Genomic DNA, 25,140 nt, shown 5'->3' with positions numbered 1-25,140 from the left:
TATGAATGATTTGTTTACGAAAACCGATTATTCGCTTTACTCCAACGCTATGTCGTTTTTACGTCTGCCATACATTAGAAACCCAGTATCGGCGGACGCAGACGTTGTGGTGCTCGGGGTTCCTCTCGACATGGCAACGTCAGGTCGCCCCGGCGCACGCATGGGGCCTGACGCCATTCGCCGTGCCTCAGTCAACCTGGCCTGGGAAGGCAAGAAGTTCCCCTGGGACTTCAATGTATTGGATAAACTGAAAGTAATCGACGCGGGTGATCTGGTGTTCGATTGTGGTGATGCGCAAGATTTCACTGCCCGCCTGGAAGCGGCAACCCGTGAAATCCTGCAAAGTGGTAAAACCATGCTGGGATTAGGCGGTGATCACTTCATCACCCTGCCGATCTTACGTGCCTACGCCAAACACCACGGCCAAATGGCCCTGATCCACTTTGATGCGCATACCGATACTTACGCCAATGGCAGCTCATACGACCACGGTACGATGTTTTATCATGCGCCCAAAGAAGGCCTGATTTCGGCAAAGAACTCGGTGCAAATCGGTATTCGTACCGAATATAACCCACAAGATCACGGCTTCAATGTGATCGATGCGATGAAGGCCAATGACATGCCGGTGGAAGAGATTCTGGCGGAGATTCGCCGTACCGTTGGGGAGCTCCCTGTGTATGTCACTTTTGATATTGACTGCCTGGATCCTGCTTTTGCGCCGGGCACCGGAACGCCGGTGTGTGGCGGTTTAAACTCCGACAAGGTGCTGAAAATCATCCGTGGTTTTGCTGGCATGAACATCGTAGGCATGGACGTAGTGGAAGTCTCCCCTCCATACGACCACAGCGATGTCACTGCGCTGGCCGGTGCAACCATCGCACTGGAGCTACTTTACGCCTACGCTTCAGATCGCAGCTAAAACATACATTTCAAAGGGAGCTTCGGCTCCCTTCTCTAATTTTAAACCCCCCACAAAATGATTAGTTTTTCTAATCCAAACCATAGATTTTTATCTTGCTCAAGTTCACACTTTGTGATTGCCAAATCAGTAAGCAAACTCTAACATCTAGCCTTAAATACCCCTAATACTATATTTTTATTGGCTTATCTTACGATTAGCCAAGGGGTTATTTGTCTGGATTTTTTGGAGAGCAACGAAAATGACCGCTTCGTTTCCATTAGTGAAACTTACCTTTTTAATTGCAATTTTGACCGCTGTCGGTCAAATGACACAAACCATGTACGTCCCTTCAATTGGACACATGGCGGGCGAGTTTCTGGTATCGGCATCTTCACTGCAAGCCGTGATGGCGTGTTACCTGATCCCCTACGGTCTGTCACAGTTCGTCTACGGTACCCTGTCTGATCGCCTGGGGCGCAAGCCAGTCATCATCACTGGCTTAGTTGTCTACATCATCGGTACCTTAGTCGCGCTGTTTGCCCAGCAATACGAATGGTTTCTGGCCGGCAGCTTTATTCAGGGCCTGGGAATTGGCTGTGGCGGCGCAATGTCCCGTACCCTGACCCGCGACTGTTTTGAGGGGGAGCAACTGCATCGTGCCAACAGCTTGATCAGCATGTGTGTGATCTTTTCGCCTCTGATTGCGCCGGTATTAGGTGGCTATTTGACTGAGGTTGTAGGGTGGCGATCCAGTTACCTGTTTTTAGCTCTGTTCGGTATCGCAGTAATGATCACTATCATGACCAGCATGACAGAAACTCTGCCAGCTGAAAAACGTAAGCATGAGCCAGTGCTCAAAAGCTACCACTACGTATTGTCAGACAAACGTTTCCAGGGGTACCTGCTTTGCCTGGTGGCCACTTTTGCCGGCGTTGCCGTGTTTGAAGCTGCTGCAGGCGTGTTACTTGGCGGAGTACTTGGCCTGTCTGCTACTAGCGTAAGCTTATTGTTCGTATTACCTATTCCGGGTTATCTGCTGGGTGCAGGGCTGTCGAGCTATATCGCCAAGCGCCGCTCTGAGCGCCGGGCGCTGAACATCGGCTTGGTAGCGATCATAACAGGCTCTGCTATTGTACTGGTTCCCGGCCTGTTTGGTCTGACGACCGCGCTGACCCTGGTTGGCGGGGCGACTCTATACTTTTTAGGTGCCGGTGTGCTGTTTCCAGCCGCAACCACCGGTGCACTGGCTCCGCTTCCCTATCACGCCGGAACCGGTGGCGCCATCTTAGGCGGAATGCAAAACCTGGGTGCAGGAATAGTCACCTTACTGGCGGCAATGTTTCCGGCGCAGAACCAGATGCCACTGGGCTGCCTGATGTTGGCGATGTCACTGTTAGCGATGCTTGGCTTGCACCAGATTAATCGCCGCCACGATCACTCTAACCAGCTACCTTTAACTATCTAAACCTTGCCGGGGCATACGCGTAATATGCCCCCTACCTCATATCTCGCATTCCATCCTGCCACTGAGTATATTTATTTAACATCACCGGAAATATTTGCTAATAATAACCGCTGCTTACACAATCACTTTCCAGCTCATCATCCAATAAAGCACTTAGCAAGTACGCCGAAAGGATTCTCACGCGTCATACCAATAAGACCAAAGGATGTTGAATACCGCTCGAAAGTGACACATAAAGGATATACAGATGCGTTTCACCCTAACCACATTGGCCGTTTCCGTCGCTCTGGCTGCCGGATGCAGCTATCAAGGACCCCAAACCATGGCTCAATACTCACAATCTCAGCGTATGGCTCAACAAACCCAGGCCCCGGTCGCCAAACAAATTCCCCATGCTATGACCGAACACGATGACACCCGCGTCGACAATTACTACTGGATGCGTGATGACAAACGCACCGACAGTGAAGTGTTGCAGCACCTGGCGCTCGAAAACCAATACGCCGAAACGGTACTTAAGCACACCGAAAACCTGCAGCAACAGTTGTTTGATGAAATCAAAGGCCGGATTGCCAAAGATGACAATTCAGTACCGGTACGCAAAGGCAACTACTTTTACTCCCAAGAGATGAGCGGTGACAACGAATATGAAGTCCATGTGCGGGCAAAAGACTTTGCCGGAACCGATAAACAGGTGCTTGTTGACGTCAATCAGCTTGCCGAGGGCCATGAGTTCTTCAATATTGGCGGGCTGTATGTCAGCCCGAATGAAAACTTGCTTGCTTATGGGGAGGATACACTCAGCCGCCGCATTTACTCCATCCGTATCAAAGATCTCTCCAGCGGCGAATACCTGACGGATCAGATTGAAGGGGCATCCAGTGCCATCGCCTGGCAAAATGACAACCAGGCGTTTTACTACATTAAGAAAGATCCCCAGACGCTGCTTGGTTACCAGGTTTACCGCCATATCCTCGGTACGCCGCAAAGCCGCGATACCCTGATTTATGAAGAGACCGACAGTGCCTACTACACCTTCCTGAGTAAGAGTAAAGATGGCGAGCAGGTTTATATCTGGCATTCCAGTACCGAAACCAGCGGGGTCTCACTGATTGATGCCAATGATCCTAACGCCACAGCTAAAGCGTTTTATCCGCGTGAAACGGGGATTGAGTACAGCATTGCCAAGCTGGGGGACTGGTATTATGTCTACACCAACTATCAGGCGGTAAACTTCCGCCTGATGAAGGTCCACAAGAATAGCATCCATGACCGCAGCCAATGGCAAGATGTGATCGCGGCAGACAATGACACCCAACTGGTCGATTTTTCTCTGTTCGATGATCATCTGGTGTACGAACGGCGTCACAACGGCTTAGCGACCGTCACCGTGCGCGAGCTATCCAGCGGAAAAGAGTTCCCTCTGCAGTTCAATGATCAAGCCTTTGCAGCCTACCTGACCGGCAACTATGAGCTGGACAACGGCAAAGTCCGCATCTATTACAGCAGTTTAACCACTCCCGGTACCTACTACGATTTCGACCTTAAATCCGGTGCCGCGCAGATCATGAAACAAACGCCGGTTCTGGGTGACTTTGACGCCACTAACTACCAGTCAGAGAGACTCATGATCACCGCCCGGGATGGCAAACAAGTTCCGGTTTCCCTGGTCTATCGGAAAGACAAGTTTAACAAAGACGGTAGTAACCCACTTTACCAGTACGGTTACGGCTCATATGGCTCAACCATTGAACCTACGTTCGGGGCTGCCCGTCTGAGCCTGCTGGATCGCGGCTTTGTCTTCGCCATCGCGCACATCCGAGGTTCCGAAATGCTGGGCCGCCCCTGGTATGAAGACGGTAAAAAGCTCACCAAGCAAAATACCTTCAACGACTTTATTGATGTCACCAAAGGCCTGGTCGAGCAAGGTTATGGCGCGAAAGATAAAGTCTTCGCGGTGGGCGGTTCTGCCGGCGGGCTGTTGATGGGGGCGATCGTTAACCAGGCCCCTGAACTGTATCGAGGTATTGCCGCGCATGTCCCTTTTGTTGATGTCGTCACCACCATGCTGGATGAGTCCATCCCCCTCACCACCAACGAATACGATGAGTGGGGTAACCCGAATGACAAAACCTACTACGACTATATGTTGGGTTATTCGCCTTACGACAACGTAAAAGCACAGGCATACCCAAATATGCTGGTTACCACCGGACTGCACGACTCACAGGTCCAGTATTTCGAACCGATGAAATGGGTCGCTAAGTTACGTGAAATGAAAACCGACCATAACGTACTGGTATTCAAAACGGATATGGAGGCAGGCCATGGCGGCGCTTCCGGCCGCTTTAAACGCATTAAAGACGATGCGCTGGAGTACGCTTTCTTCCTTGATTTACTCGATAAACAGTAGCGTTTACTGACGACAAAATGCCCGCTTATTGCGGGCATTGTTTATAATGGCTAGTACAGAGAAAGAAAGACGCCTGCCCACGCGAGCAGGCGTTAACACAATCACTGTGTTTAGGCAGTAGAAACTGTCCTAGTGATTAGAAGTAGTAACGTGCACCCAGAGTCCAGTAATCGTTCTCTTCGCTACCGTAGTCGTCGCCCAGATCAAACTGGTATGCCGCAAACGTGTAGAAAGAGGAAGTCACTGCGTACTCAGCTTGTAGTGCAGAGTGGCTGTAAAGTGTCTTGCTATCTTTGTCATCTTCTACCGCTTCGTAGTTGATACTGAACGTCCAGTCGTTCACACCGTAGGCCAAAAGCGCTTCAAGCTGAGTCGATTCTGGAACGCGAACCTTATCAGATACGTAAAAATAATCGTTCATGCCGTATACAACTGCAGCGTAAATACCTGAACCGTAGCTACCGTATTTCGCAGAGAAGATGTGAGATTCTGCTGTCTTAGTACCGATGCTTGCTTCTGAAATATCACCGCCGTTGTAGGCATAGCCCAGGCCAACACCTGCAACTTCAAAGCCTAGGGTAATCTGACCGCGAGCATCGTAGCCTTCGTGCTCACCTTGCCAGCCTGCGCCCAGGTCAAAGCTCATGCCTTCGCCCAGCTCAAAGCTGTTACGATAGCTCACCATACGCTCTGCACGTGCTGAACCCAGGTTGTAGTAATCGGAGTAAAGGAAATCGTTGGCAAACGCAATCGGCATATCGGTTGCGCTGGCGACATCATAGTATGGAGACCATTGTGTGCCGACAACCACACGCCCCAGCTCTGCGTGAGTCGCACCAATGTAACCCAGACGAGTAGAAAATGACTCTTTGCCACCACTTAGGTAGTTCAGAGCCCATTCGCCTTTCGCGTCAACCGTTACACCATTGCCGATGTCTTTCTTACCAGCGACGTTGATACGCGGTGACACTTGGTGAACGCGTACGTCTTCTTCAAAGTATTCACCAACACCTACAGCTACGTGGCCCCCAATCGACATCGATGTGCCATCGCTGTTGTAGATTTCTGCTGCAAAAGTTTGTGTACCACATGCTAGTGCCGCGACTGCAACGGCTAGAGTTTTCATTTTCATTGTTAACATCCATATATGTTTGTTGTTACCAGTTCGTCCGACAGCAAAACCTCTTTGTTACGAACAAATAACAAACTAGTAATGAAATATATATGAAACAAATACTTTTTATGCAATTGGTGGTATTAATGGCTATTTTTTGATCTAAAGCTCAAAAAAATAGGGAACTTTTCATTCCCCAGCAAAAATTATGTGGCTTTTTGCGTGTCACATCTTCCACCGTGCAAAGGGATGTTCATTTTGATCCCATGATGTCTCTAACCGTCAATAAAAAAGACCCGAGACAAATCTCGGGTCTTTTTTATTGGTGTTTAGCGAATTAAGAGTTCTGGTTTGATTCTATATCACGTAATTGAGACAAATACTTCACCCAGCTTTTCGCCTGCTCCGAGGGTCGAAGTGCATCAGCTCGTTTGGCATTAGCTAGTGCATCATCAAAACGTTTTAGCTTGTAATACGCCCGCGCCTTGATAAGTGCCACATCGGCTCTGCGGCCAGTGACTTTATCTAATGCAACAAGGGCTTGTTGATAGTGCCCCTCTTGCATCAATAGCTGTGAAAGATTCCAATAGTACTGACGGTCAAGTTTGGCAGCGGCTCGCCAGCTGACGATCGATTTCTCCCACTCTTTGGCCATTTGCCAGTAAATCGCCTGTTGCGCTTTTAACTTGCTGTCAGAGTCCACATCGGCCAGCTCTCCCAAAAGCTGAGCCGCTCGCTCCGGAACACCGCGCTTGCCATACAACTGAGCCAGTAACTTAAGATCATCGTCACTCAACTCTGCGCCTTGCAGTTTCGCCAACGCCATAAAATCCAGTGCGTGCTGATCGTCATCAATCCGAAGGTATAGTGCCACCAGCTGGCGCCACCATTCCACACGCTCTGGCTCAATCGCGATCAAACGTTTGATCGTGCTGATCGCCGGATGCCACTTTTTCAGCTGTAACTCAGCTGAAAGTTTGAGAGACAAAGGAGTAAGTTGGTCAGGTTGCGCATACTCTTCGTAGCGGGCCATCGCCGTAAGGACTTGACTCCATTGACTCAACTGATAGTGAGCCTGAGCAATACGCAGCCAGATTTCATCCGCCTTTTGCCCTTCAGGCACCGACTGACTCAAAGCGGAGTAATGTGGTAATGCTTCAGCAAAGCGTTGTTCGTTAAGCAGCATGTCCGCCAACATTTTGCGCGTCTGCCAAGCTTGCTCATCGCCCAGCAAACCGCTGTTTACCGCAACATCTAATTGCTTAATCGCAAGCTTCACTTGCTCGTTTTGCCAATAGAAAACGCCCAGCATCCGCGCCACAAACGCTTGATCGTAACCACGGGAAAGATCCAACGCTTCCAGAGTCGCAATTGCCTCTTTAAGCTTTTTTTCCTCGGCCAGGTTATGGGCCCGTTGCACTCGTGTCGCGGTATATTGGCTCAGTTCACTGGCCAGGGTGGTAAACGCACTGAAGCCCAGTACTGCACTGATCAAGAAGTTCTTCATCATTTGGCCAAGTTAAACTCCATTTTATATGTCTGACCTTGCTGCTCTACTGATACCCCATGCTCAACTTTAGGCTGATACTTATACTGCTTCAAAGCACGCATCGCCTCTCTTTCGAACATACGCTTTGGCTTAGCATCAAGCACTTTGATGTCTTTGGGGCGACCTGCCGTATCAATCGTAAACTGCAGAATGACATACCCCTCCACCTTACGCTTCAGCGCTTTCGCCGGGTAGCGAGGTTCGACGCGGTACAGCGGCAGGGCCTGTCGGTTACCCATGGTGCCCTGCAGATCTGGCACGCTAATCGCGACGCCATCAAGTGCGGTGTTCAAACCTAATTCACTGCTCAGGGGAGCCGGGCCGATTGGCTCCAGTTGGGTTTCTGCTTGAGAAAAGTCCATCGGCTGCGGTGCTTTGGGCTGCTCTGGCCGTTCTGGGACAGCACGCTGACGGCGCTGTACATCGGCATCGTTTTCTACCATTACCATGTCAAACCGCACCAACTGCGAAGGCTTCGGTGCACGCTGGCTGCCTGTATCAACCATCCAGGCCATAAAGCTGAACAAGCTCACCACAATCATGACTGACGCTGGTAACGCGAGTAATAACCTGCCCATCAAGGTTTTTCCGCCGCCAGGGCAATGTTCTTCACCCCGGCGCCTTTCGCTGCATCCATCACTTTTACAACGGTGCCATTATAGGCATGCTCATCGGCCTGAATAACCAGTGATGCCTCCGGCTGTTCCAGAAGCAGTTGTTCAATGGCGGCTTCCACTCGTTCGAGATCCACCAAACGTTTGTCAATATACACATCGTTGGCTGCGGTCACCGCAACAAAGATACCGGCGTCTTTTTGGCTAACCACGTTTGCGGCTTGCGGCCGGTTCACTTCCACCCCGGATTCGCGTACAAAAGAGCTGGTCACAATAAAGAAAATCAACATGATGAAGACGATATCCAACATCGAGGTTAAATCTAGCTGCGCTTCATCTTGCTGGTTCGGTCTGCGTCCGAGTCTCACTTTTGGCTCCTTAAAGATCGTTCTAACTGAATGGCTTTGCGATCACACACTTTTCTTAAACGAGCATGGACAAACATACCAGCCAGCGCGGCGACCATGCCTGCCATGGTTGGCAGCGTAGCAAGGGAAATACCTGAAGCCATCAATTTGGGATTACTGCTGCCTTGGGTTGCCATCACATCAAAAACGCTGATCATGCCGGTTACCGTCCCCAACAGACCAAGCATCGGGCAGATCGCCACCAGCACCTTAATGGTTGACAAGTTTTGGCGCAGTTCAATTTGTGCTTGCGTAATCCACCCTGCGCGGATTTGCTGCGCGTACCAGGAGTGGTGGTCAGTTCGGGCCAGCCACTGCTTACGAAGCTGTTTATCTACCTTAGGAAAAACCGTCATCAGGTACAGCACACGTTCCATAACCAGTAACCAGCAAAGCGCAACCACGGCAGCCAACCACCATAAGATTTGCCCGCCTTGCTGCATAAAACTCATCAAGACCGAGGCCCAATCTTTACTGATCAAACCCAGGGTGTTGAGTAGGATCTGCTCCATTATGCCGCGTTCCCCGCTATTGCATTCGGATTACCCGGCAGATCACGTTCTGCTTGCTCCGCTACTAAACCAATACCTTGTTTTTCAAGAATATTACGGATGTTTTCTGCCTGGGAGCTTAATAAATTATGCGCCAGAAGTAGCGGCATTGCCGCGATCAAACCCAACACCGTCGTCACCAGTGCCATTGATATTCCGCCCGCCATCACTTTGGGATCGCCGTTACCGAACTGAGTGATCACCTGGAAGGTCTCAATCATACCGGTCACAGTGCCGAGCAGACCAAGCATCGGCGCCAGAGCGGCCAGCAGTTTGAGCATTGACAGGCCTTTTTCCAGCTGTGCCTGCTCATCGAGTACCGCCTCCAGAAGGCGCAGCTCCAGTGCTTCGACACTGCGATATCTGTCTTTATGGTATACCGCCAGCACACGCCCCAGCGGGTTGTCTGCTGGCTGAGCCGGGTGCTGCAACTGTTTAACGATTTTCTGCCGGGCAATCATCAGTGACACACCGCGAACCAGCACAATAATTAGGCCGACCGTCAGTAAGCCAAGAATGATTTTAGCCACAACCCCACCCGCATTCAGGCGTTCTGCAAGGGTTGGAGAGTTGGCCAGTTGCCCCAGCAGAATACCGCGTGATGGGTCTATCACAACGGCGTTGATTTCACCTGAATTCAGCGTAGTGGCTGTTGGTCCATTGTCTGGCTGACGCAAATAATTCACCGCATCACCACGCTGGCCGTTCCACCTCACGTAACCTACATCATCAAGCAAAGCCATTGAGCCAAGACGAACACCGCTTACCGTTTGCTCCCGGCCTTCGCCATCCAGCAGTGTAAATGACACTTTTGTCATCTCACCACTCGCTTTAACTTGCTCTTGCATACTGCGCCACATCGCCTGTAGCTGATCCAGAGTCGGAAGTGATTTCGCCGCCACAATGTCATCAATGTTCTGTTGGTAAGAGTTGGCATCCACGCCTGTTACTGAGTGCTTGAGTTCTGCTTGCAGCTCTTTGGCACTCTGGCGAACCACACCAAACAGCTCACCCAGGCTGCCGGTTTCAAGGCGCAGTTTTTCTTCCAGTCGAACCAGCTCAGACTCATTGTTGCTGAACGTCACTGCCAGGCTGTCTGCTTGCGCCTGTAACGCTGCACGTTGTGCCTCAAGCTTGTTTTTCAGCGCTTGTAGCTCTTGTTCGGTTTGCTTAAAACCAGCTTCACGTACCACATTATGCGCCTGTTGCTGACGATTCTCTTGTTGCGCGTGTTGCAGCAGAGTTTTCTGCTGGGCAACACCCGATTCACTGGCCTGTGTGGTGTGAGGGACAAGTACCGCGGTGGAAATTAATGCAGCCGATAACCATTTCTTAATCATTTATTTGCCCTCTGCGGCAGCTAGCGACACCGGCAAAGTCAGCATACCCGGGGCAATCTGTTTATTTGCCATAGCGAAGGCTTTATCCAACTGTGCTTTTTGTTCAGAGCCAGCCGGAAGCCAGGCTCGTTGTTGCTGTGACCAGCTCCAGAAAGCTTGCCCTGACAGGCTGCGGGCCACCAAGGACACCCGGCCAAGGTAGAGCACATCGGCTTCAATCTGCTCATCATTGCCGAGCGTAATCTTGCCCTGATAGATACCAAGCTTGGTACCGTAATCCATTTCAATTTGGTACGCCTCAAGAATACGACGAAACTTCTCAGCATCCGCGACATCGGCACGACTCATCATCGCATCAAGCTTGGCGATCCGCGCTTCACGCTGTGCTTTGCGGATTGGCTTGTCATTTGCCACGATAGTCTTTAGGCCATCAAGCATGTGATACATCAAAGGCACCACTCCCTGACGCGTGTGAGCAATCTGTTCAATCTGCTCATTCAGGCTTATGACTTCCTGGTTCTGACTGTCAACCAGGCTGGCAAGGTGATCACGATAAATCTGCAAGTTGCTGATCTCTTCCTGTAGCCGTTCGATTTCTGCTTCTAAAGCCAGCGCTTTCTCTGCACTGACATTAATACGCTGTTGGCTGATCGCCGACGCCTGGTTGGTGTTACTCTGTACTGCCTGGGCATCATCCAGATTGGTTGCGAGAGCAGGAACCGCCAGTGCGGTAATGAACAGGGCAAGGCCAGATTTAATGTGATTCATACCAAATGCATTTTTCCGTGTGAGATATAACTAAAAAGAGAGGCGTCTCCTCCCCCTTAAAAACAGCGTTACCAAAACTAAAATTGAAAAGTCACCATGACATTTCAATCTGCCCAGGCAACATGCCGCTCGTACTATCTTGTGTCTTCTTGTATACAGGATCCTTACCAGCATTAACACCCTCTGCGCCATCATGCGGAACATTCTCATACGTAACACCGACCAACGCCATGCAAACAGAGTGGCATACACCGCTCCCTCTCCACTTTATCGCCAGGTCATCAGTGATGCCACATCCGGCCTTAGCTATTGAAGACGTCGTTCAACCCGAGTTTACCTAAGGAGTTCCTACTGGGCGTTAATCTGCTAAGTGCCGACAATAGAATGATAAAAAAACGGCTGTTCGACATCTGCCAGCAGGACTTAAGGCATACCTGGCCGCACATTGATAGTAACACCCAGACCGGCCACAATGATTATTGCTTGTAACACTCCAACCCAGCGACTTTCAGGCTCAGTCAGATCAAAAAGGCCTGTCGATTGACAGGCCTTGATGACGCCTCGCAGCCAAACTTACCAAAGCTGTGCAACTGGCATTCAATATTTTAATCCGGTCGCCTTCGCGACATCTGCCACGATCCCACGCAGGTTTTGCCCTATGGTCTGTAATGTCGCTAACTCTTCAGCCGTGAAAGGATGCGTCAGAACGGCTTCCGCGCCTTTCTTTCCCACCACCGTCGGCAAGCTGACTACTACCCCTTCCAGCCCATAATGACCACGGATCATCGTCCCGACCGGCAGTACCGAGCGTTCATTGATGACAATGGCCTGGATAATACGAAACACACTGGCGGCAATGCCATGCACGGTGTTCTGCTTGCGGCGGAAGATCTCATACCCGGCTTGCTTGACCGCCTCGAGCAGTTCATCGGCATCAACCCGGTCGATATGATTGGCATCACAATAGTAATCCGCGGGCTGACCAGCAATCGAAATCAGGCTTTTCGGCGTGAAACAGTTACTGCCGTGTTCACCCAGTACATAACCAAAAATATTTTTTGGGTCGAGGTCGACGCGGTTGGCAACAATACTCATCAGGCGGGCGGTATCGATCACACATCCGCTGCTGATAACCTGCTTCTCATCAAAACCGGTATTCTCGACAATAAAATGGCTGACGATATCGCAAGGGTTTGAGACCACAATCAACACCGCATTGGGCGCAACTCGCTCTACCTGATGTGCAATCTCGACGCCGATTTTGGCGTTGATCTCAGCAATATCATTTCGAGTCTGGCCCTGCTTAATTTGGGCTCCGGCGGTAATGACGACAATATCTGCACCAAGCAGATCTAAATAATCGTCGGTAGGAATAATATGGGTATTTTTAGAAAACGTCAGTGCGGCAGTATGGCGAAAATCAAACACTTCCCCTTCTGCCCGCTCCAGATTCTGATCCAGCAAAACCAGTTCACTGACACTGCCCATAGTGAGCAAATAGTTACATACTCCAACACCGACAGCACCGGCACCAATCACACCAATCTTCATTTTTCTCTCCGTGACAACAAAACGCAGTACTCTGGTTTTACAACCCAAACAGGCACTAAGAGCACTCAAAATCCTCAATACAATACGCATGTTACTGGTAATACATCACCAATCCAGTCTTAATCAGCACACCGATACGCGGACACTAATTGGGGTTGTGATGAGCGTTTTAGCTAACCTTTGCGTGTGCTACTAGTTTAGCTGAGGAAAACGAGTACAATCGAGTCATTTAACCTTGTAAATTAAAGGCTAATGATGAAAACCCTCTTAATCGGACACCGGGGAATAGCCGGCACCCATCCCGAAAACACCCGGGCAAGTATTTTGGCGGCCGCTGAGCTTGGCCTGAACTGGGTTGAAGTAGATATCCAGCCAAGCAAAGATAACATTCTGGTGGTTTGCCATGATCACACCATCAACCGGTGCAGCAACGGCCAAGGTCGCGTAGATGAGTACACTGCAGAAGAACTGCGTCAATTTGACTTTGGTGGCTGGTTCGATGAGCGCTTTCACGCAGAGAAAATCATCACGCTGTCTGAACTGCTCAACCTAGCCGCGGCCAATGATCTCTGCCTGAATCTCGAGGTAAAAATTGACCGTCACAACAGTGAGGATGTCGCCCGGTTGGTAGCTAAAGAGTTACAGGCTCATTCCGTACCCAGAGAAAAAATTTTACTCTCCAGCTTCAGCCATGATGTTGTGCGCGCACTGCACAAACACTGCTCCGGCTACCCTTTAGCGGTTTTGAGCGAGTACCTGACCCAGAAAGACAAGCAGTTACTGGCAGAAGTCAACGCCTACAGCTGCAACCTTAATATCAACTGGATACGCGCACGACAAGTCACTGCGCTGCAACAAGCGGGCTATAAAGTCATGTGCTTTACCGTCAACAACCCGAATAAGCTAAAACACCTGCCGTTGTTAGATGGCATTTTCAGCGATTTTCCGCAGCGTTTTATGCCTGATGGCCATCAACAGTAACCACTACCACTCAATCAGTATTGGTGTCCCCATGGGCACCATCTCAATAAACTCATCAAGTTCATCATTGGTCAGCGCAATGCAGCCACTGGTCCAGTCGAAGCTTTGCACATACTGCGGAGACTGAGTTTCATCATTTCTCAGACCATGGATTTTAATATCCCCCCCAGGAGAGACACCGCGACGCTCGGCCTCGAGCAGGTCTTTTGCATCGGGATAACTGATATGCACGGAACGGTAAAAAGCCGAATTTTCGATGATGTAATCAAGGGTGTACTCACCTTCCGGGGTTCGGTGATCACCTTCCTGCTGCTTATGACCTTGAGGATTCTTCCCCAGCGCGATGCGAAACTCTTTGAGCACTTGCTCACCCTCAATCAGGTACATCCGCCGCTTGGATTTATCAACTTTAACCAACTCTACTGCTGCACTGGCACCAACCGACAGCAGACTACACAACAATACACATCCCCACTTAACTGACATGAGCCCCGCACCCTAACTCCGCGTATAAAGATTGACCAAATGAGGCTGCATGCTAGTCACAAGCCACGTTTAAAGCAATCTTAATGTGCTTATTTTTCACTGGTCACAACGTAAATATTACTTTAGTTTGTAAATGTATTATTTTATAAAGTCAGCATACTTTGAGAGGTTATTATGCTCAACATCGCTTTTTTCAGTGCAAAATCTTATGATGAAGCCTCATTCAGCAAAGCCAAACAACAAGCGTTCAACTTCCACTTTAATGATTTTCGCCTGACGTCAAAAACAGCCAAAATGGCACATGAGTGCGAGGTCGTGTGTGCGTTTGTCAACGATGACTTATCTGAAAAAGTGCTTGAGCAGCTTGCCGCCGGCGGTACCAAATTGATCGCCATGCGCTGCGCCGGATTTGACAAAGTAGACTTGGCTGCCGCTAAGCGCTTAGGGCTACAAGTCGTTAGGGTGCCGGCCTACTCACCGGAAGCGGTCGCCGAGCACGCGGTCGGCATGATGATGTGTCTGAACCGCCGCCTGCACAAAGCCTATCAACGTACCCGCGACGCCAACTTTTCCTTAGAGGGGCTGGTCGGTTTTAATTTCTACGGCAAGACGGTCGGGGTTATCGGTACCGGTAAAATTGGGGTTGCCGCCATGCGGATCTTCAAAGGACTAGGTATGAACATCATCTGCTTTGACCCGTACGAAAACCCGCTGGCAGTGGAGTTGGGGGCAACTTACTGCACACTGGAAGAGATATTTGCCCAATCCGATATCATTACTTTGCATTGTCCGATGAGTAAAGAGAACTACCACTTATTGGATGGAAACGCCTTTGCCAAAATGAAAGACGGGGTAATGATCATTAATACCAGCCGAGGCGAACTGCTTGACTCGGTGGCGGCGATTGAAGCACTCAAACAAGGTAAGATCGGCGCTTTGGGCTTAGACGTGTATGACAATGAAAAAGAACTGTTCTTCCAGGATAAATCAAACGACGTGATCGTCGATGACGTGTTCCGCCGGATGTCAGCATGCCATAACGTGTTGTTCACCGGGCACCAGGCATTCCTGACCAATGAAGCGCTGCACAATATCGCCTCGGTGACCTTACACAGCATTGAAGCCTTTTTTGCCGGCCAAACCTCAGGCAATGAACTGATCAGTTAATTTGATCCGGTTGGGGATAGCATAAGACGCACCGTAATCGCTGTGCTATACTCCCCAACTATTTTATTTGAGACAAGAAACCATGAGCCTTAAAACCGACATTCAAAAGCTGCATAACCGCTTAGATAACTGCCAACGTAAACTGGATGCTGCGCGTTCTCGTGGTGATCACGACATGATTTCTAAGTTCACGGACGAAGTTGAGCAAGTAACGAAGAAACTTAACCAGCTTAAGCACAAACAAAACTATGAGCTGAACAAAGAGCGCAAGAGCTTGCTGGATATGCCATTTTCTCGCGAGATCACTAAAGCAGAGCAGGCTGATATTGGTAAACTGAAGAAACGCGTTAAAGGCTTGGTCATTGTTCACCCGATGACAAAAATCGGTAAAGAGCTGCGTCTGGATGTCATGACCGGCTTTGCGCCAAAAGAGTTTTAGTCACTCAGCAACGATGTTTGCATTTACATTTAAAGCCCGAGTCTGAACTGACTCGGGCTTTTCGTACCTGACCAAACAATCCCGCCCTTTTCCCAAGCAACTAAATGCCTTTTTGGCCGATATTTCCCATATGCGAAATGCGTGTGAACAGCTAAGTGGCTGTATTACACCGTTCCCTTTGGTTATTTTTGATGAGGAGAAACGCTGCCTGGCCAATCAGCTCTGAATGCCCTGATAGCTTCTGTCCGGTTACCTTTAATGGCAACCTTATTTTGGTTTTCCCCCTTCCATACCAGCATCATTAAGCAAAATGACCTCTATTTCTTCGATGATCTCTTCGCGCCGTAAGATATTAAATTGTTGGGTCAGCTTTTCTGCCAGGGTATCCAAATGCGTAACCGCACCTTCCAGGTGGATAATGCGGTTATGGCTCTCTTCCACCAAGGACATATAAAACAGCTCATGCAGCGCGGCAAACAGATATTGTTCGGTCACCTCCAGCAAGAAGGACGTCGGGGCCAGGTTGAGCTCCGGGGGCGCCGGAAAGCGTGGTGGGAAGCGTTCCCCCTGAAAAGAGGGTAACAGTTGTTTCATCACAACACCTTGGCCTGTACTGTGATAAACAACATGAAAACGCAACAATGGGTGCTGTTGCTGTAATTCTGCCAGTGACTGAACCGTCTGCTCCAGGACGACTGGAACTTCCTCCGCCACACTGGGACCATTGATTCGGAATAAAACCGGGATATCCTCCGGCATGAGATTAAACAACTTCCGCCCGACGACGATCAGATGAGGTTTGGCATCAGGCCGATGGTCCAATAAACCCTCAACATGCTGGATCAACTCCTGGTTGAAGCCCCCGCAAAACCCCCGTTCAGAGCCAACGATTAAGTAGACAGAAGTAGTGTTACCAGTGGTGGGTAATGTCTCGGGATAGAAACTGAGAAAATCCTCTGCCACGCTGGTGATAGCGTCTACCACCTGATGCTGCTGCTCTAAGTAATGGCCTAGCTTGTGATTCTCCATATAAGCCAATGTCTTCATGGCTTTGAGAATATTGATAATTTCATTCACACTATCACGGTGATGTTGTAAACCCTGCCGGTTGGTCATCAGTGGCTGTCCTCAACATCGTTAGGCGCCATCCATTCCGCCACAGCCCGGCTCCACATCTCGCGAGGGCTGTCAAGAGTCAGGCCAGAATACTCCACTTCTTGTGCAAGCCGCTCGAGCAGGGGGCGGATTTCTTGCCGTTCAACCGGCTGAAAAAGTCCATCGTTATAGGCAATAAGCCAGGCTAACTGAAAAGCCTCATGATAAGGGCTGAACTGTTTCTGTTTCAGTAGCTCCCTTAACTGCAGACCACGCTCAATCGCAGCCTCCATACTGGCTTCAAGCTTAGCTCCAAACCGAGTGAAACTTTCCAGATCCAAAAACTGAAGGTAGCTCAGCTTCATACTCCCCACCTCCTCTTTGATGCGGGGGTGCTGTGCTTGCCCGCCGATACGCGATACCGAACGGGCAATGTCAATGGCCGGGCGGATACCGGCGCTGAACAACTTCCTTTCCAGATAAATCTGTCCGTCGGTAATAGAGATCAGGTTGGTCGGAATATAACTAGCGATATCCCCTTGCTCTGTGGCGACAATCGGTAACGCAGTCATGCTCCCACCACCATAAGACGGGCTCAAACACGTAGTGCGCTCAAGCAAGTTGGCATGCACTGAAAAAATATCGCCGGGATAGGCTTCCCGGCCAGGGGGGCGCCGCAAAAGCAACGACAGTTCACGGTAGATTTTTGCATGGGTACTGAGATCATCATATACCACCAGGGTATCTTGTCCCTGCAGCATCCAGTATTCAGCAATCGCACAACCGGCAAATGGCGCCAGATGCTGCAGGCCCGGCAAACTGTTCGCTTCCGCGACCACCAGAGTGGTATATTCCAGAGCGCCGTACTCGCGTAATATCGCAATGGTATTGACGACCGTCGAACGCCTTTGGCCGATTAACACATAGACGCAACGGACATTACGGTTTTTCTGATTAATCACTGTATCAAGAGCCAGTGCACTCCTGCCCAGGCCCTCATCTCCGATCAGCAGTTGTCGCTGCCCCTTACCGATCGGAATCAAGGTATCGATGATTTTAATCCCGGTATACAAAGGGGAATTGACAAAATCACGGTTGATGATAGGTGGCGACAGGGTATTCAGCCGCTGCCATGCCGATGCGACCGGAGGCGCTTTTCCATCCAGCGGGCTACCGAGAGGGTCGATCACTCGGCCAAGTAGGTCATCCCCCACGGCGACCCCCAGCGGATGGTGGCCATGGCGAACCGGCGTCCCGGCGGTCAACTCGCTGGTATCGTGTAATAACACCGCACCGACCTGATCTTCCGTCAAATCAAAAACCATCGCCCGGCTGCCATCCTCCATGACCAAAATATCGTCCATGGCAGCCGAAGGTAGCCCGGAGATCTTGGCAATACCATCTCCCAAAGACAATACGATTCCCCGCTCCCCAACGCGCAATCCCGGTTTGTAATCCTTCAGCCATGCCGCTTGTTGAGCAAGCGGACTGTTGGCACCGTGGTTATCGGGTGACATAGGCAAATTCCACAAATCCTTTTAGATCATGTCTGACATTGGCATCCAGCCGCCACGCCCCGATGATAATGCACACTCCCGCGATCAACTGCGGATCCAGCTCATATTGAACCGGAACCGCAAGTTGGCTGACTGCCGTCAGTGCTTTTTCCAGCTCGTGGCGTTTTTTTTCCGCTACCGGGTAAGCGCTGCTTACCAGGATAACGTCCGGCGATTCTCCCCACTGCAGACGAAGTGCAGTGGCACTTTCATCAGGGAGCGCAGCCAAATCGCCCAACAAAATGTCCAGCAGCCGAGACTCCAGTTCTGCCCCCGAAGCCTTGCTGAGCAAGGCGGTGGCGAACTCAGCGCTCTGCTGCAGTGCCTGATGCTCTATTTCGCGCACTACCTCTGTACGCTGGCGCGCTTCAGCCACCTGGGCCTTTTCCTTTTCCTGTTCAAGTGACCGCATCAGCAAGTTCAATCTGGATGCCCGTTCAGCATCAATCTCACGAGCCAACGCCGCTCTGGCTAACTGGCACTCATGCTCCCAGTTGGCCAGGCGGTTTTCATATTCATTTTTAAGGGCTGCAGATTCATCGTTTAAGCGCTGAGACTGCTCCAGTTGCGCATCAATACCCGCCTGGCGCTGGCTCACGACCTCCATAACCGGCTTGAAAAGAAAGCGCTTGAGGATCCACACCAACACCAAAAAATTAATGATTTCCAGCACAAAGGTAGACCAACTGAACTCCAAAATTTCGCTCCTTTATATAAGGCTGCCGTCATCAGCAATCCGCTAACCCTACTTAATGAGATATTCGAGCAACGGATTACGGAACAGCACAATCAACACAATCACCAACACATAAATCGCCAGTGACTCTATCATGGCCAAACCGATAAACAGGGTGCGCATAATGGCCCGCTCGGCCTCTGGCTGGCGAGCCAGTGCATCCATTGCCCGGCTGACGGCCCAGCCCATCGCAAACGCAGGCAACATGACTCCGATGGAAATGCCAAGAATTGCAACAGCAGTTGAAGTCAAAGCAAAGGTTGATAATTCAGGCATTTGAGCCTCCTTATTGCTTTTGTTGATACTGTAGGCCGCTAGCGACATATATAAGTGCCAGCATGCCAAATATATAAGCTTGAACCAGTGCCTCTATGATATGCAGCATCAAAATAGGCACCGGTGCCAAGAACCCCGCCACCATCAGAAACAGCAAGGCCGCCATCTCCAGGCTCATCATGTTGCCAAACAGCCTTACGGCCAGCGCAACCGTACGGGTAATTTCACCAATAAGGTGAAATGGCAGTAAAATTGGGCTCGGCTTGAAATAATGGCTCAAGTAACGCTTTAGCCCCTGCAGGCGGATCCCGTACCAGTGTGTTGACAGGAATACAACAATGGCTAGGGCTGATGTGGCAGAAAGATCGCGAGTCGGGGAGTGCACGCCAGGGATAAGCCCGCACAAGTTGGCAATTATGAGAAACACCCACAAACTGCCAATAAAAGGCATCAGGACTTTCACGTGCTGCGGCGCTACTTCTTTAATGGCACTTTCTATGCTGGCAATGACCCCTTCAACCGCCACCTGCAGCAAACCGGGAGTGGTACTCAAGCGGCGGGACAACAACCAGGCGACGCACCAAAGCATGCCGATAATGCCCCACGTCGTCACGACGGTATTACTAAGCATCGCGACGGTCGCCGACTTTGAAAACGACAACAACTCGATGATTTTCCATAGCCTTACTCCTTAATAAACAGGTAGACATTTACCGCCCCGACCATCACCCCAAGCAAAATGAGGCTTATTGTCCAACGAATCGAATATCCTTCCATCATGCTGTCTAGCCACAGCCCAAGGTAAGCCCCGCCGACCGTCGGTAAGACAAACAATAACCCCAAGGTTCCGATATAGACCGTCTGGCCGAACAGGGTTGGCCGTTCCCGTTCCGCTTTTTTTATCCGCCCGACCTGACGCTCGACCTTTTCTTTGAAGTCATCCAGTTTCGCCATGGCCCTACACCGTTTCCCTCTTGCCAATTTCCCACAACCGCTTGTACACCTCTTCCTCCATATGATGCAGGCTATCTTTTAAAGACGTTAGCTTTTGTTTTTCACTAAGCAGTTGCTGCTCCAATGCCTGGCTGATACTCAAATAATCATCATCCTGCAGGTAACGATACGTCGACAGGGTCAGAGTATTGCGGTGAAAATAAAGCACACCACCGGGAGCCGCCAGATACTTCCAGCCACCATCCTGAATACGGTACTTGGCAATCCCGGCAGAAAGCACCGTCATAAAACGCGTGTGGCCGGCTAACAGTCCGAAGCTACCACTCTCATCCTCTCCGACAAACGAGGTTACATCGGCAAACTCTTCAGCCCGGGTGGCATCAAGCAACCGCAGCATAAAACTTTTCATCGTAATGATTTCTCCATGCTTCCCTGCATATAGCAGCACTGTTCGGGGATCTCATCGTAGTGACCCAATAAAAAATGCTCACAATCATTTATGGTCGATGTCAAAGGCACTGACACACCCGGCATACCGGTATGGGCGGCCGTTGTCCAAAAAGGCTGAGTCAGATATCGTTGCAACTTGCGCGCCCGCATGATGATCTTGCGATCAGCCAAGGACAGCTCCTCAACCCCGAGCATAGTGATGATATCTTCCAGCTCCTGATAGCGGGCCAAATGCTCCCGAACACCTTCAGCAACACTATAGTGGCGTGTCCCAATGGTATGGCGATCCATCAGCTTGTTGCTTGATTGCAGCACATCAACCGCCGGATAGATGCCTTTACCTGCCTGCGTTCGAGACAAGATCACCGTACTATCTAAATGACTCAGAATAGTACTCACGGCAGGATCGGCGATGTCATCAGCCGGTACGTAAACCGCCTGTACCGAAGTGATACTGCCATCGTCTGTTGATAAAATTCGGTCTTGCATTTCGGCAATATCCGTCGACAAGGTGGGTTGGTAGCCAACAGTTGCCGGCATACGCCCGAGTAGGCTGGAGACTTCACTGCCGGCCTGAACAAAACGGAAAATGTTGTCCATCACAAACAGCACATCCTTTTTCAGTGTATCGCGCAGATACTCAGCATAAGTCAGAGCCGAAAGCCCGACGCGGAAACGCACCCCGGGCGACTCATCCATTTGTCCAAACATCATCAATGTCTGGGGTAATACACCAGCGTCACGGATAGCATGCCAAAGCTCGTGACCTTCCCGTTTACGCTCACCCACCCCAGAAAACACCGACACCCCTTGGTGCAACGTAGCGACTGAGTGCATAAACTCCATGATCAGCACCGTTTTTCCGACCCCCGCTCCGCCGAACAGGCCTGCTTTACCTCCTTTAATGAAAGGACACAAAAGATCAATCACTTTGATGCCAGTTTCTAATACGCTTCCGACACCAACTGACTGATAAATCGGCACCGGCTTACTATGCACATCGCGGAACTCCTGCGTTTCGAGTGCACGCCCCCCATCCAACGGCTCACCGAAAATATTAAGTAAACGTCCCAAGCAATCGGGGGTCACAGGAATGTGAAGTGAAGAGCCGGTATCATAAACCGTCACACCACGGTGCAATGACGCATTCCTGTGCAGGATAATCGTCCGGATGTGGCGCTTATCAAGGTGTTGATGAACCTCAAAATAATAAGTTTCATCATTGAGGCTGGCACACAAGGCCTGATGCAAAGGAGGTAAAGTATCACACGCAACTATGGCCACCGGGCCATGGATCTCAGTGATGACACCAATAGGGGTTGGCCTTTTTCTCGCTGTAACCATTGAGCCCTCTGCTTATGCCAAACTCATTCTGATTTATGCACTTACACTCTCACTGTAGTATAGTTGATTAAAAGACAAGACGAGCCGTGGTTACCAGAACCTAAGGTTTCAGATCAGGTAGTCTGTGTAATGCGGCAGGCTGGGTGTTGTCAGGCAGGGTCTGAGCTCTTTGTTTTCCGGGTACTTAAACGGAAAAACCCCAGTCTTTCGACTGGGGTTTGAGTAGTGGCGAAAATGAGAACCAAAACAATCCACACAGCGGTGGGCTACGTGATTTATTTCAGTTCATCCGATTATTATATTCACAACTAATTACTCAAAGTTGACCACTTATTTTGTCAATCTCCTCTCGCCACTGTTTCTGTAGATCTGGCTTTTGGTGCTTGGGCTTTCGCTGTAAATCATCTGCCAGTAATGACTCTAGCTGAATCAAACGCTCCAATAGCAGCTCTTCTCCTGCTAGCTCTCCAATTAAGCCTGCTGGAGTGTCTTTTGTTATCGGCACATTATTGATCGCGGAATGCTCCGGTTGCTGGGCAATTTGCAGATAGACCTCTTCAGCAGAAAGGTACTCCGTGAGGTTTCCATTCTGAATAAGCCAGAACCGGTTACAGCTCTGTTCTATTAAACTACGATCATGGCTTACCAGCACGATGGCTCCTTCGAACTGATTAAGTGTTTCAACAAGTTCCTCTTTCCCTTCCATATCTAAATGATTGGTAGGCTCATCGAGAAATAGCAGGTGATACCTTGCTAAGGTAAGCCCGACAAAGAGTAACCTGGCCTTTTCCCCTCCGCTGAGTAACCCGACTTTTTGACCATGTCTGGCGTATTTAAAGCCCGCACTGATTAATGCACGTTTACTTTGCTCATCACTGATAGCAGCGAACTGACGCAACGCATTGTTTAACGTGTCTTGATCATTAAGCTGCTCGAGTGACTGATCGTAGTAACCCAGGCGACAGCGATCATGAAAGGTCACAGGACACTCAATGCTGCCTATAGGTGCTGCTTCGTCGGCTTCCTTGAGCTGGTAGAAGCGATGTAGGAAGTTTAGTAATGTCGACTTACCGCTGCCGTTACTACCCAGTACCGCGACTCTATCGCCGCTTTTAATCCGCATTTCTGTCATCTCAAAAAGTGTGACATCGCTTTGTGGTGGCTTAAGAGTAAAAGGGGCGACTTCCACTAAACGGTTGGCAGATAACGCCTCTCCCTGGAACTTCAGGCACCAGGGTGAGCTCTCGCTAAGTTCTGTTTGCTCCTCTTCCAAACGCTCTTTTCTGGCGAACATGGTCTTAGCTTTGCGAGCTAAGTCTTCATTGTCGTAGACCTTACCCCACACCGCCAGTCGTTTAGCGCTTTTCTCTATGCGATCAATTTCCTTCTGCTCATTAAGGTGGCGAACTCTGTCTTGCTCGTCCTTTTCTTTCAGTGCTTCCCTCGCTTGAGAGCATGGCAAAGCAAAATGATACAGCGATTGATCGCGCATCACCCAGGTTGTATTGGTCACTGCATCAAGCAAGGTTTGATCATGAGAAACAAGCACAAAGGCTCCTTTCCATTGCGATAAAAACTGTTCTAACCACATTAATGAAGGAAGATCTAAGTGGTTGCTGGGCTCATCCAGCAATAGCAAATCGGGTTCATTGATAATCGCTCTGGCAAGTAAAAGCCGCATCTGTTGGCCACCGCTGCAACTGTGTACTGGCAGGTGCCAGTCGGGTTCAGAAAAGCCTAACTCAGACAAAAGCAGATCCGCTCGCCAGTGTTCGTCTTCGGTTAGCGTTTCCGTCAGTGCCTCGAGAACCGTCCGGAAATGCAGCTCATGAGGAATATGTTGTTCGACATAGCTCATCAGGCATTGCTTGGCCTTGGCGACATGCCCTTCACATGGTTGATATTGTCCAGCCAACAATTTGAGCAGCGAACTTTTGCCGCAGCCATTATGACCAATAAGACCAATCTTATCGCCGCGATTAACAGTCACATTCAGCTCTCTGAACAGAGCGGTAGAGGTGTAGGAAAGTGATAGGGATTGTGCAGTTAAAAAAGTACTCATAAATTTCTCAAGAATTTTGGGCGCACTGCGCCATTGTCTGTGTTGACAATAATTCTTCGAGCTTGAGAGAAAGTACTCGAGTGACGTTTTTCGTCGAAAGGTAATTATTCGCTCAAGTCGAGATTATCGCAACGCGATATCAATAACTCTTGAGCGAGCTGTCATGCCAAATAAGCGTGGGTTGATCGAACACCACAAAGACATAATTTCCTCCTTATATTATCTGTGAAAATGCATCCATTTTCTGTTATTCAACAACATGCATTCTATCGTTGCTTTATACAAAGTAAAGAAATTAAATCCTAAAGAGATGTACTGAGCATCGAGTACTGTACTATTACTGCGTATTTTATTTAGCAGCTGAAACTTGCTGATGTTTTGTTTCGCAAACACGGAATGGGTATTCCGAATGACAATCGTGATTGTATCAGACTGTCCGTGTAAACCGTTGAGGCTTTCCGGGCAGATTATCTAGAGAAACATCTCCGGCTAGCCGTATGCATCTTTATTAAGAAGGCAAACAGTATGATCAGGTGAAGCGGGGTGATGAAACGTTTTATTTTTAAATGAAAAGACAAGTAGCGGCATCACCTTGCTGGAAAGGTAGATTTCAAGGCGACAGATACGAAAAAACCGCTGTAAAACAGCGGTTTTTCTTAAAAAGTGGCGGAGAGATAGGGATTTGAACCCTAGATACGCTATTAACGTATGCCGGTTTTCAAGACCGGTGCTTTCAACCACTCAGCCATCTCTCCGCAAATTGTGTGCTTCTAGCGTGATGTCACTAGAGGCGATATTTAAAGCCTGGCGATGTCCTACTCTCACATGGGGAAGCCCCACACTACCATCGGCGCTAATTCGTTTCACTTCTGAGTTCGGCATGGAATCAGGTGGGTCCAAATCGCTATGGTCGCCAAG

General features: G+C 49.8%; 24 protein-coding genes, 1 tRNA gene and 1 rRNA gene. 6 read left to right on the top strand and 20 right to left on the bottom strand.

All coding sequences use genetic code 11. From position 1 onward, the window contains the following. The first annotated feature begins 1 nt into the window (after position 1). From speB to P2G85_RS19170, 3 genes are all read left to right on the top strand, one after another. Complete coding sequence (speB, locus tag P2G85_RS19180; RefSeq protein WP_275865676.1) at positions 2-922, top strand: agmatinase; 921 nt, start codon at positions 2-4, stop codon at positions 920-922. Between the two features lie 241 nt (positions 923-1,163). Beyond that, positions 1,164-2,369, top strand: a complete 1,206-nt coding sequence (gene emrD / locus P2G85_RS19175) for a multidrug efflux MFS transporter EmrD (protein ID WP_275865675.1) — start codon at positions 1,164-1,166, stop codon at positions 2,367-2,369. A gap of 247 nt (positions 2,370-2,616) precedes the next feature. Next, the gene (locus P2G85_RS19170; RefSeq protein ID WP_275865674.1) at positions 2,617-4,782 is read left to right on the top strand and encodes a S9 family peptidase; all 2,166 of its coding nucleotides are present in this window, start codon (positions 2,617-2,619) and stop codon (positions 4,780-4,782) included. Between the two features lie 136 nt (positions 4,783-4,918). Here the strand turns inward: P2G85_RS19170 and P2G85_RS19165 are convergent, their stop codons facing one another. The 8 genes from P2G85_RS19165 to P2G85_RS19130 form a co-directional block, all read right to left on the bottom strand. Then, complete coding sequence (locus P2G85_RS19165; RefSeq protein WP_275865673.1) at positions 4,919-5,914, bottom strand: porin; 996 nt, start codon at positions 5,912-5,914, stop codon at positions 4,919-4,921. Between the two features lie 319 nt (positions 5,915-6,233). Beyond that, complete coding sequence (locus P2G85_RS19160) at positions 6,234-7,406, bottom strand: tetratricopeptide repeat protein (protein ID WP_275865672.1); 1,173 nt, start codon at positions 7,404-7,406, stop codon at positions 6,234-6,236. Beyond that, positions 7,403-8,023 (bottom strand): energy transducer TonB, encoded by a 621-nt coding sequence (locus tag P2G85_RS19155; RefSeq protein WP_275865671.1) that lies wholly within the window; start codon positions 8,021-8,023, stop codon positions 7,403-7,405. The genes P2G85_RS19160 and P2G85_RS19155 overlap by 4 nt, the downstream gene beginning before the upstream one ends. Continuing rightward, a complete protein-coding gene (locus P2G85_RS19150) occupies positions 8,023-8,427 on the bottom strand; it encodes a biopolymer transporter ExbD (RefSeq protein WP_275865670.1) in 405 nt (134 codons plus the stop codon). Before P2G85_RS19150 ends, P2G85_RS19155 begins: the two co-directional genes overlap by 1 nt. Further along, positions 8,424-8,978 (bottom strand): MotA/TolQ/ExbB proton channel family protein, encoded by a 555-nt coding sequence (locus tag P2G85_RS19145; RefSeq protein WP_275865669.1) that lies wholly within the window; start codon positions 8,976-8,978, stop codon positions 8,424-8,426. Before P2G85_RS19145 ends, P2G85_RS19150 begins: the two co-directional genes overlap by 4 nt. After that, complete coding sequence (locus P2G85_RS19140) at positions 8,978-10,357, bottom strand: MotA/TolQ/ExbB proton channel family protein (protein WP_275865668.1); 1,380 nt, start codon at positions 10,355-10,357, stop codon at positions 8,978-8,980. The genes P2G85_RS19145 and P2G85_RS19140 overlap by 1 nt, the downstream gene beginning before the upstream one ends. Next, positions 10,358-11,125 carry a DUF3450 domain-containing protein gene (locus P2G85_RS19135; RefSeq protein WP_275865667.1) on the bottom strand — a complete coding sequence of 256 codons (768 nt, stop codon included), beginning with the start codon at positions 11,123-11,125 and terminating at the stop codon, positions 10,358-10,360. It abuts the gene before it with no gap. A 597-nt stretch (positions 11,126-11,722) separates the two neighbouring features. Continuing rightward, positions 11,723-12,676, bottom strand: a complete 954-nt coding sequence (locus P2G85_RS19130; protein WP_275865666.1) for an L-lactate dehydrogenase — start codon at positions 12,674-12,676, stop codon at positions 11,723-11,725. 255 nt (positions 12,677-12,931) lie between these two features. Between P2G85_RS19130 and P2G85_RS19125 the strand changes: the two genes are divergently transcribed. After that, positions 12,932-13,657: a glycerophosphodiester phosphodiesterase family protein gene (locus tag P2G85_RS19125; protein ID WP_275865665.1), complete on the top strand. Its 726-nt coding sequence runs from the start codon at positions 12,932-12,934 to the stop codon at positions 13,655-13,657. Between the two features lie 3 nt (positions 13,658-13,660). Here the strand turns inward: P2G85_RS19125 and P2G85_RS19120 are convergent, their stop codons facing one another. After that, positions 13,661-14,143: a L,D-transpeptidase family protein gene (locus P2G85_RS19120; RefSeq protein WP_275865664.1), complete on the bottom strand. Its 483-nt coding sequence runs from the start codon at positions 14,141-14,143 to the stop codon at positions 13,661-13,663. 174 nt (positions 14,144-14,317) lie between these two features. Here P2G85_RS19120 and P2G85_RS19115 point away from each other — a divergent pair, with 174 nt between their 5' ends. Next, the gene (locus P2G85_RS19115; protein WP_275865663.1) at positions 14,318-15,310 is read left to right on the top strand and encodes a 2-hydroxyacid dehydrogenase; all 993 of its coding nucleotides are present in this window, start codon (positions 14,318-14,320) and stop codon (positions 15,308-15,310) included. 82 nt (positions 15,311-15,392) lie between these two features. Beyond that, on the top strand, positions 15,393-15,749 hold the full coding sequence (locus tag P2G85_RS19110; protein WP_275865662.1) for a YibL family ribosome-associated protein: 357 nt from the start codon (positions 15,393-15,395) through the stop codon (positions 15,747-15,749). A gap of 267 nt (positions 15,750-16,016) precedes the next feature. Here the strand turns inward: P2G85_RS19110 and P2G85_RS19105 are convergent, their stop codons facing one another. The 11 genes from P2G85_RS19105 to rrf form a co-directional block, all read right to left on the bottom strand. Then, positions 16,017-16,865 carry a FoF1 ATP synthase subunit gamma gene (locus P2G85_RS19105; protein WP_275865661.1) on the bottom strand — a complete coding sequence of 283 codons (849 nt, stop codon included), beginning with the start codon at positions 16,863-16,865 and terminating at the stop codon, positions 16,017-16,019. Continuing rightward, positions 16,865-18,361: a F0F1 ATP synthase subunit alpha gene (locus P2G85_RS19100; protein ID WP_275865660.1), complete on the bottom strand. Its 1,497-nt coding sequence runs from the start codon at positions 18,359-18,361 to the stop codon at positions 16,865-16,867. Before P2G85_RS19100 ends, P2G85_RS19105 begins: the two co-directional genes overlap by 1 nt. Next, positions 18,348-19,097 (bottom strand): F0F1 ATP synthase subunit delta, encoded by a 750-nt coding sequence (locus P2G85_RS19095; protein ID WP_275865659.1) that lies wholly within the window; start codon positions 19,095-19,097, stop codon positions 18,348-18,350. The genes P2G85_RS19100 and P2G85_RS19095 overlap by 14 nt, the downstream gene beginning before the upstream one ends. 48 nt (positions 19,098-19,145) lie before the next feature. Next, positions 19,146-19,412: an ATP F0F1 synthase subunit C gene (locus P2G85_RS19090; protein ID WP_275865658.1), complete on the bottom strand. Its 267-nt coding sequence runs from the start codon at positions 19,410-19,412 to the stop codon at positions 19,146-19,148. A gap of 10 nt (positions 19,413-19,422) precedes the next feature. Beyond that, entirely contained in the window at positions 19,423-20,043 is a 621-nt protein-coding gene (locus P2G85_RS19085) for a F0F1 ATP synthase subunit A (RefSeq protein WP_275865657.1), read from the bottom strand. Between the two features lie 53 nt (positions 20,044-20,096). After that, positions 20,097-20,366 carry an AtpZ/AtpI family protein gene (locus P2G85_RS19080; protein ID WP_275865656.1) on the bottom strand — a complete coding sequence of 90 codons (270 nt, stop codon included), beginning with the start codon at positions 20,364-20,366 and terminating at the stop codon, positions 20,097-20,099. A 4-nt stretch (positions 20,367-20,370) separates the two neighbouring features. After that, positions 20,371-20,775 carry a F0F1 ATP synthase subunit epsilon gene (locus tag P2G85_RS19075; RefSeq protein ID WP_275865655.1) on the bottom strand — a complete coding sequence of 135 codons (405 nt, stop codon included), beginning with the start codon at positions 20,773-20,775 and terminating at the stop codon, positions 20,371-20,373. Continuing rightward, a complete protein-coding gene (gene atpD / locus P2G85_RS19070; RefSeq protein ID WP_275865654.1) occupies positions 20,772-22,160 on the bottom strand; it encodes a F0F1 ATP synthase subunit beta in 1,389 nt (462 codons plus the stop codon). The genes P2G85_RS19075 and atpD overlap by 4 nt, the downstream gene beginning before the upstream one ends. A gap of 316 nt (positions 22,161-22,476) precedes the next feature. Further along, positions 22,477-24,222, bottom strand: a complete 1,746-nt coding sequence (locus P2G85_RS19065) for an ABC-F family ATP-binding cassette domain-containing protein (protein WP_275865653.1) — start codon at positions 24,220-24,222, stop codon at positions 22,477-22,479. 664 nt (positions 24,223-24,886) lie between these two features. Further along, positions 24,887-24,977, bottom strand: a tRNA-Ser gene (locus P2G85_RS19060). A gap of 47 nt (positions 24,978-25,024) precedes the next feature. Beyond that, positions 25,025-25,140, bottom strand: a 5S ribosomal RNA gene (gene rrf / locus P2G85_RS19055).

It is taken from the genome of Vibrio sp. CAU 1672 (assembly GCF_029223195.1).
Lineage (GTDB): Bacteria > Pseudomonadota > Gammaproteobacteria > Enterobacterales > Vibrionaceae > Vibrio.
This window is presented reverse-complemented; position numbering and strand designations above follow the sequence as displayed.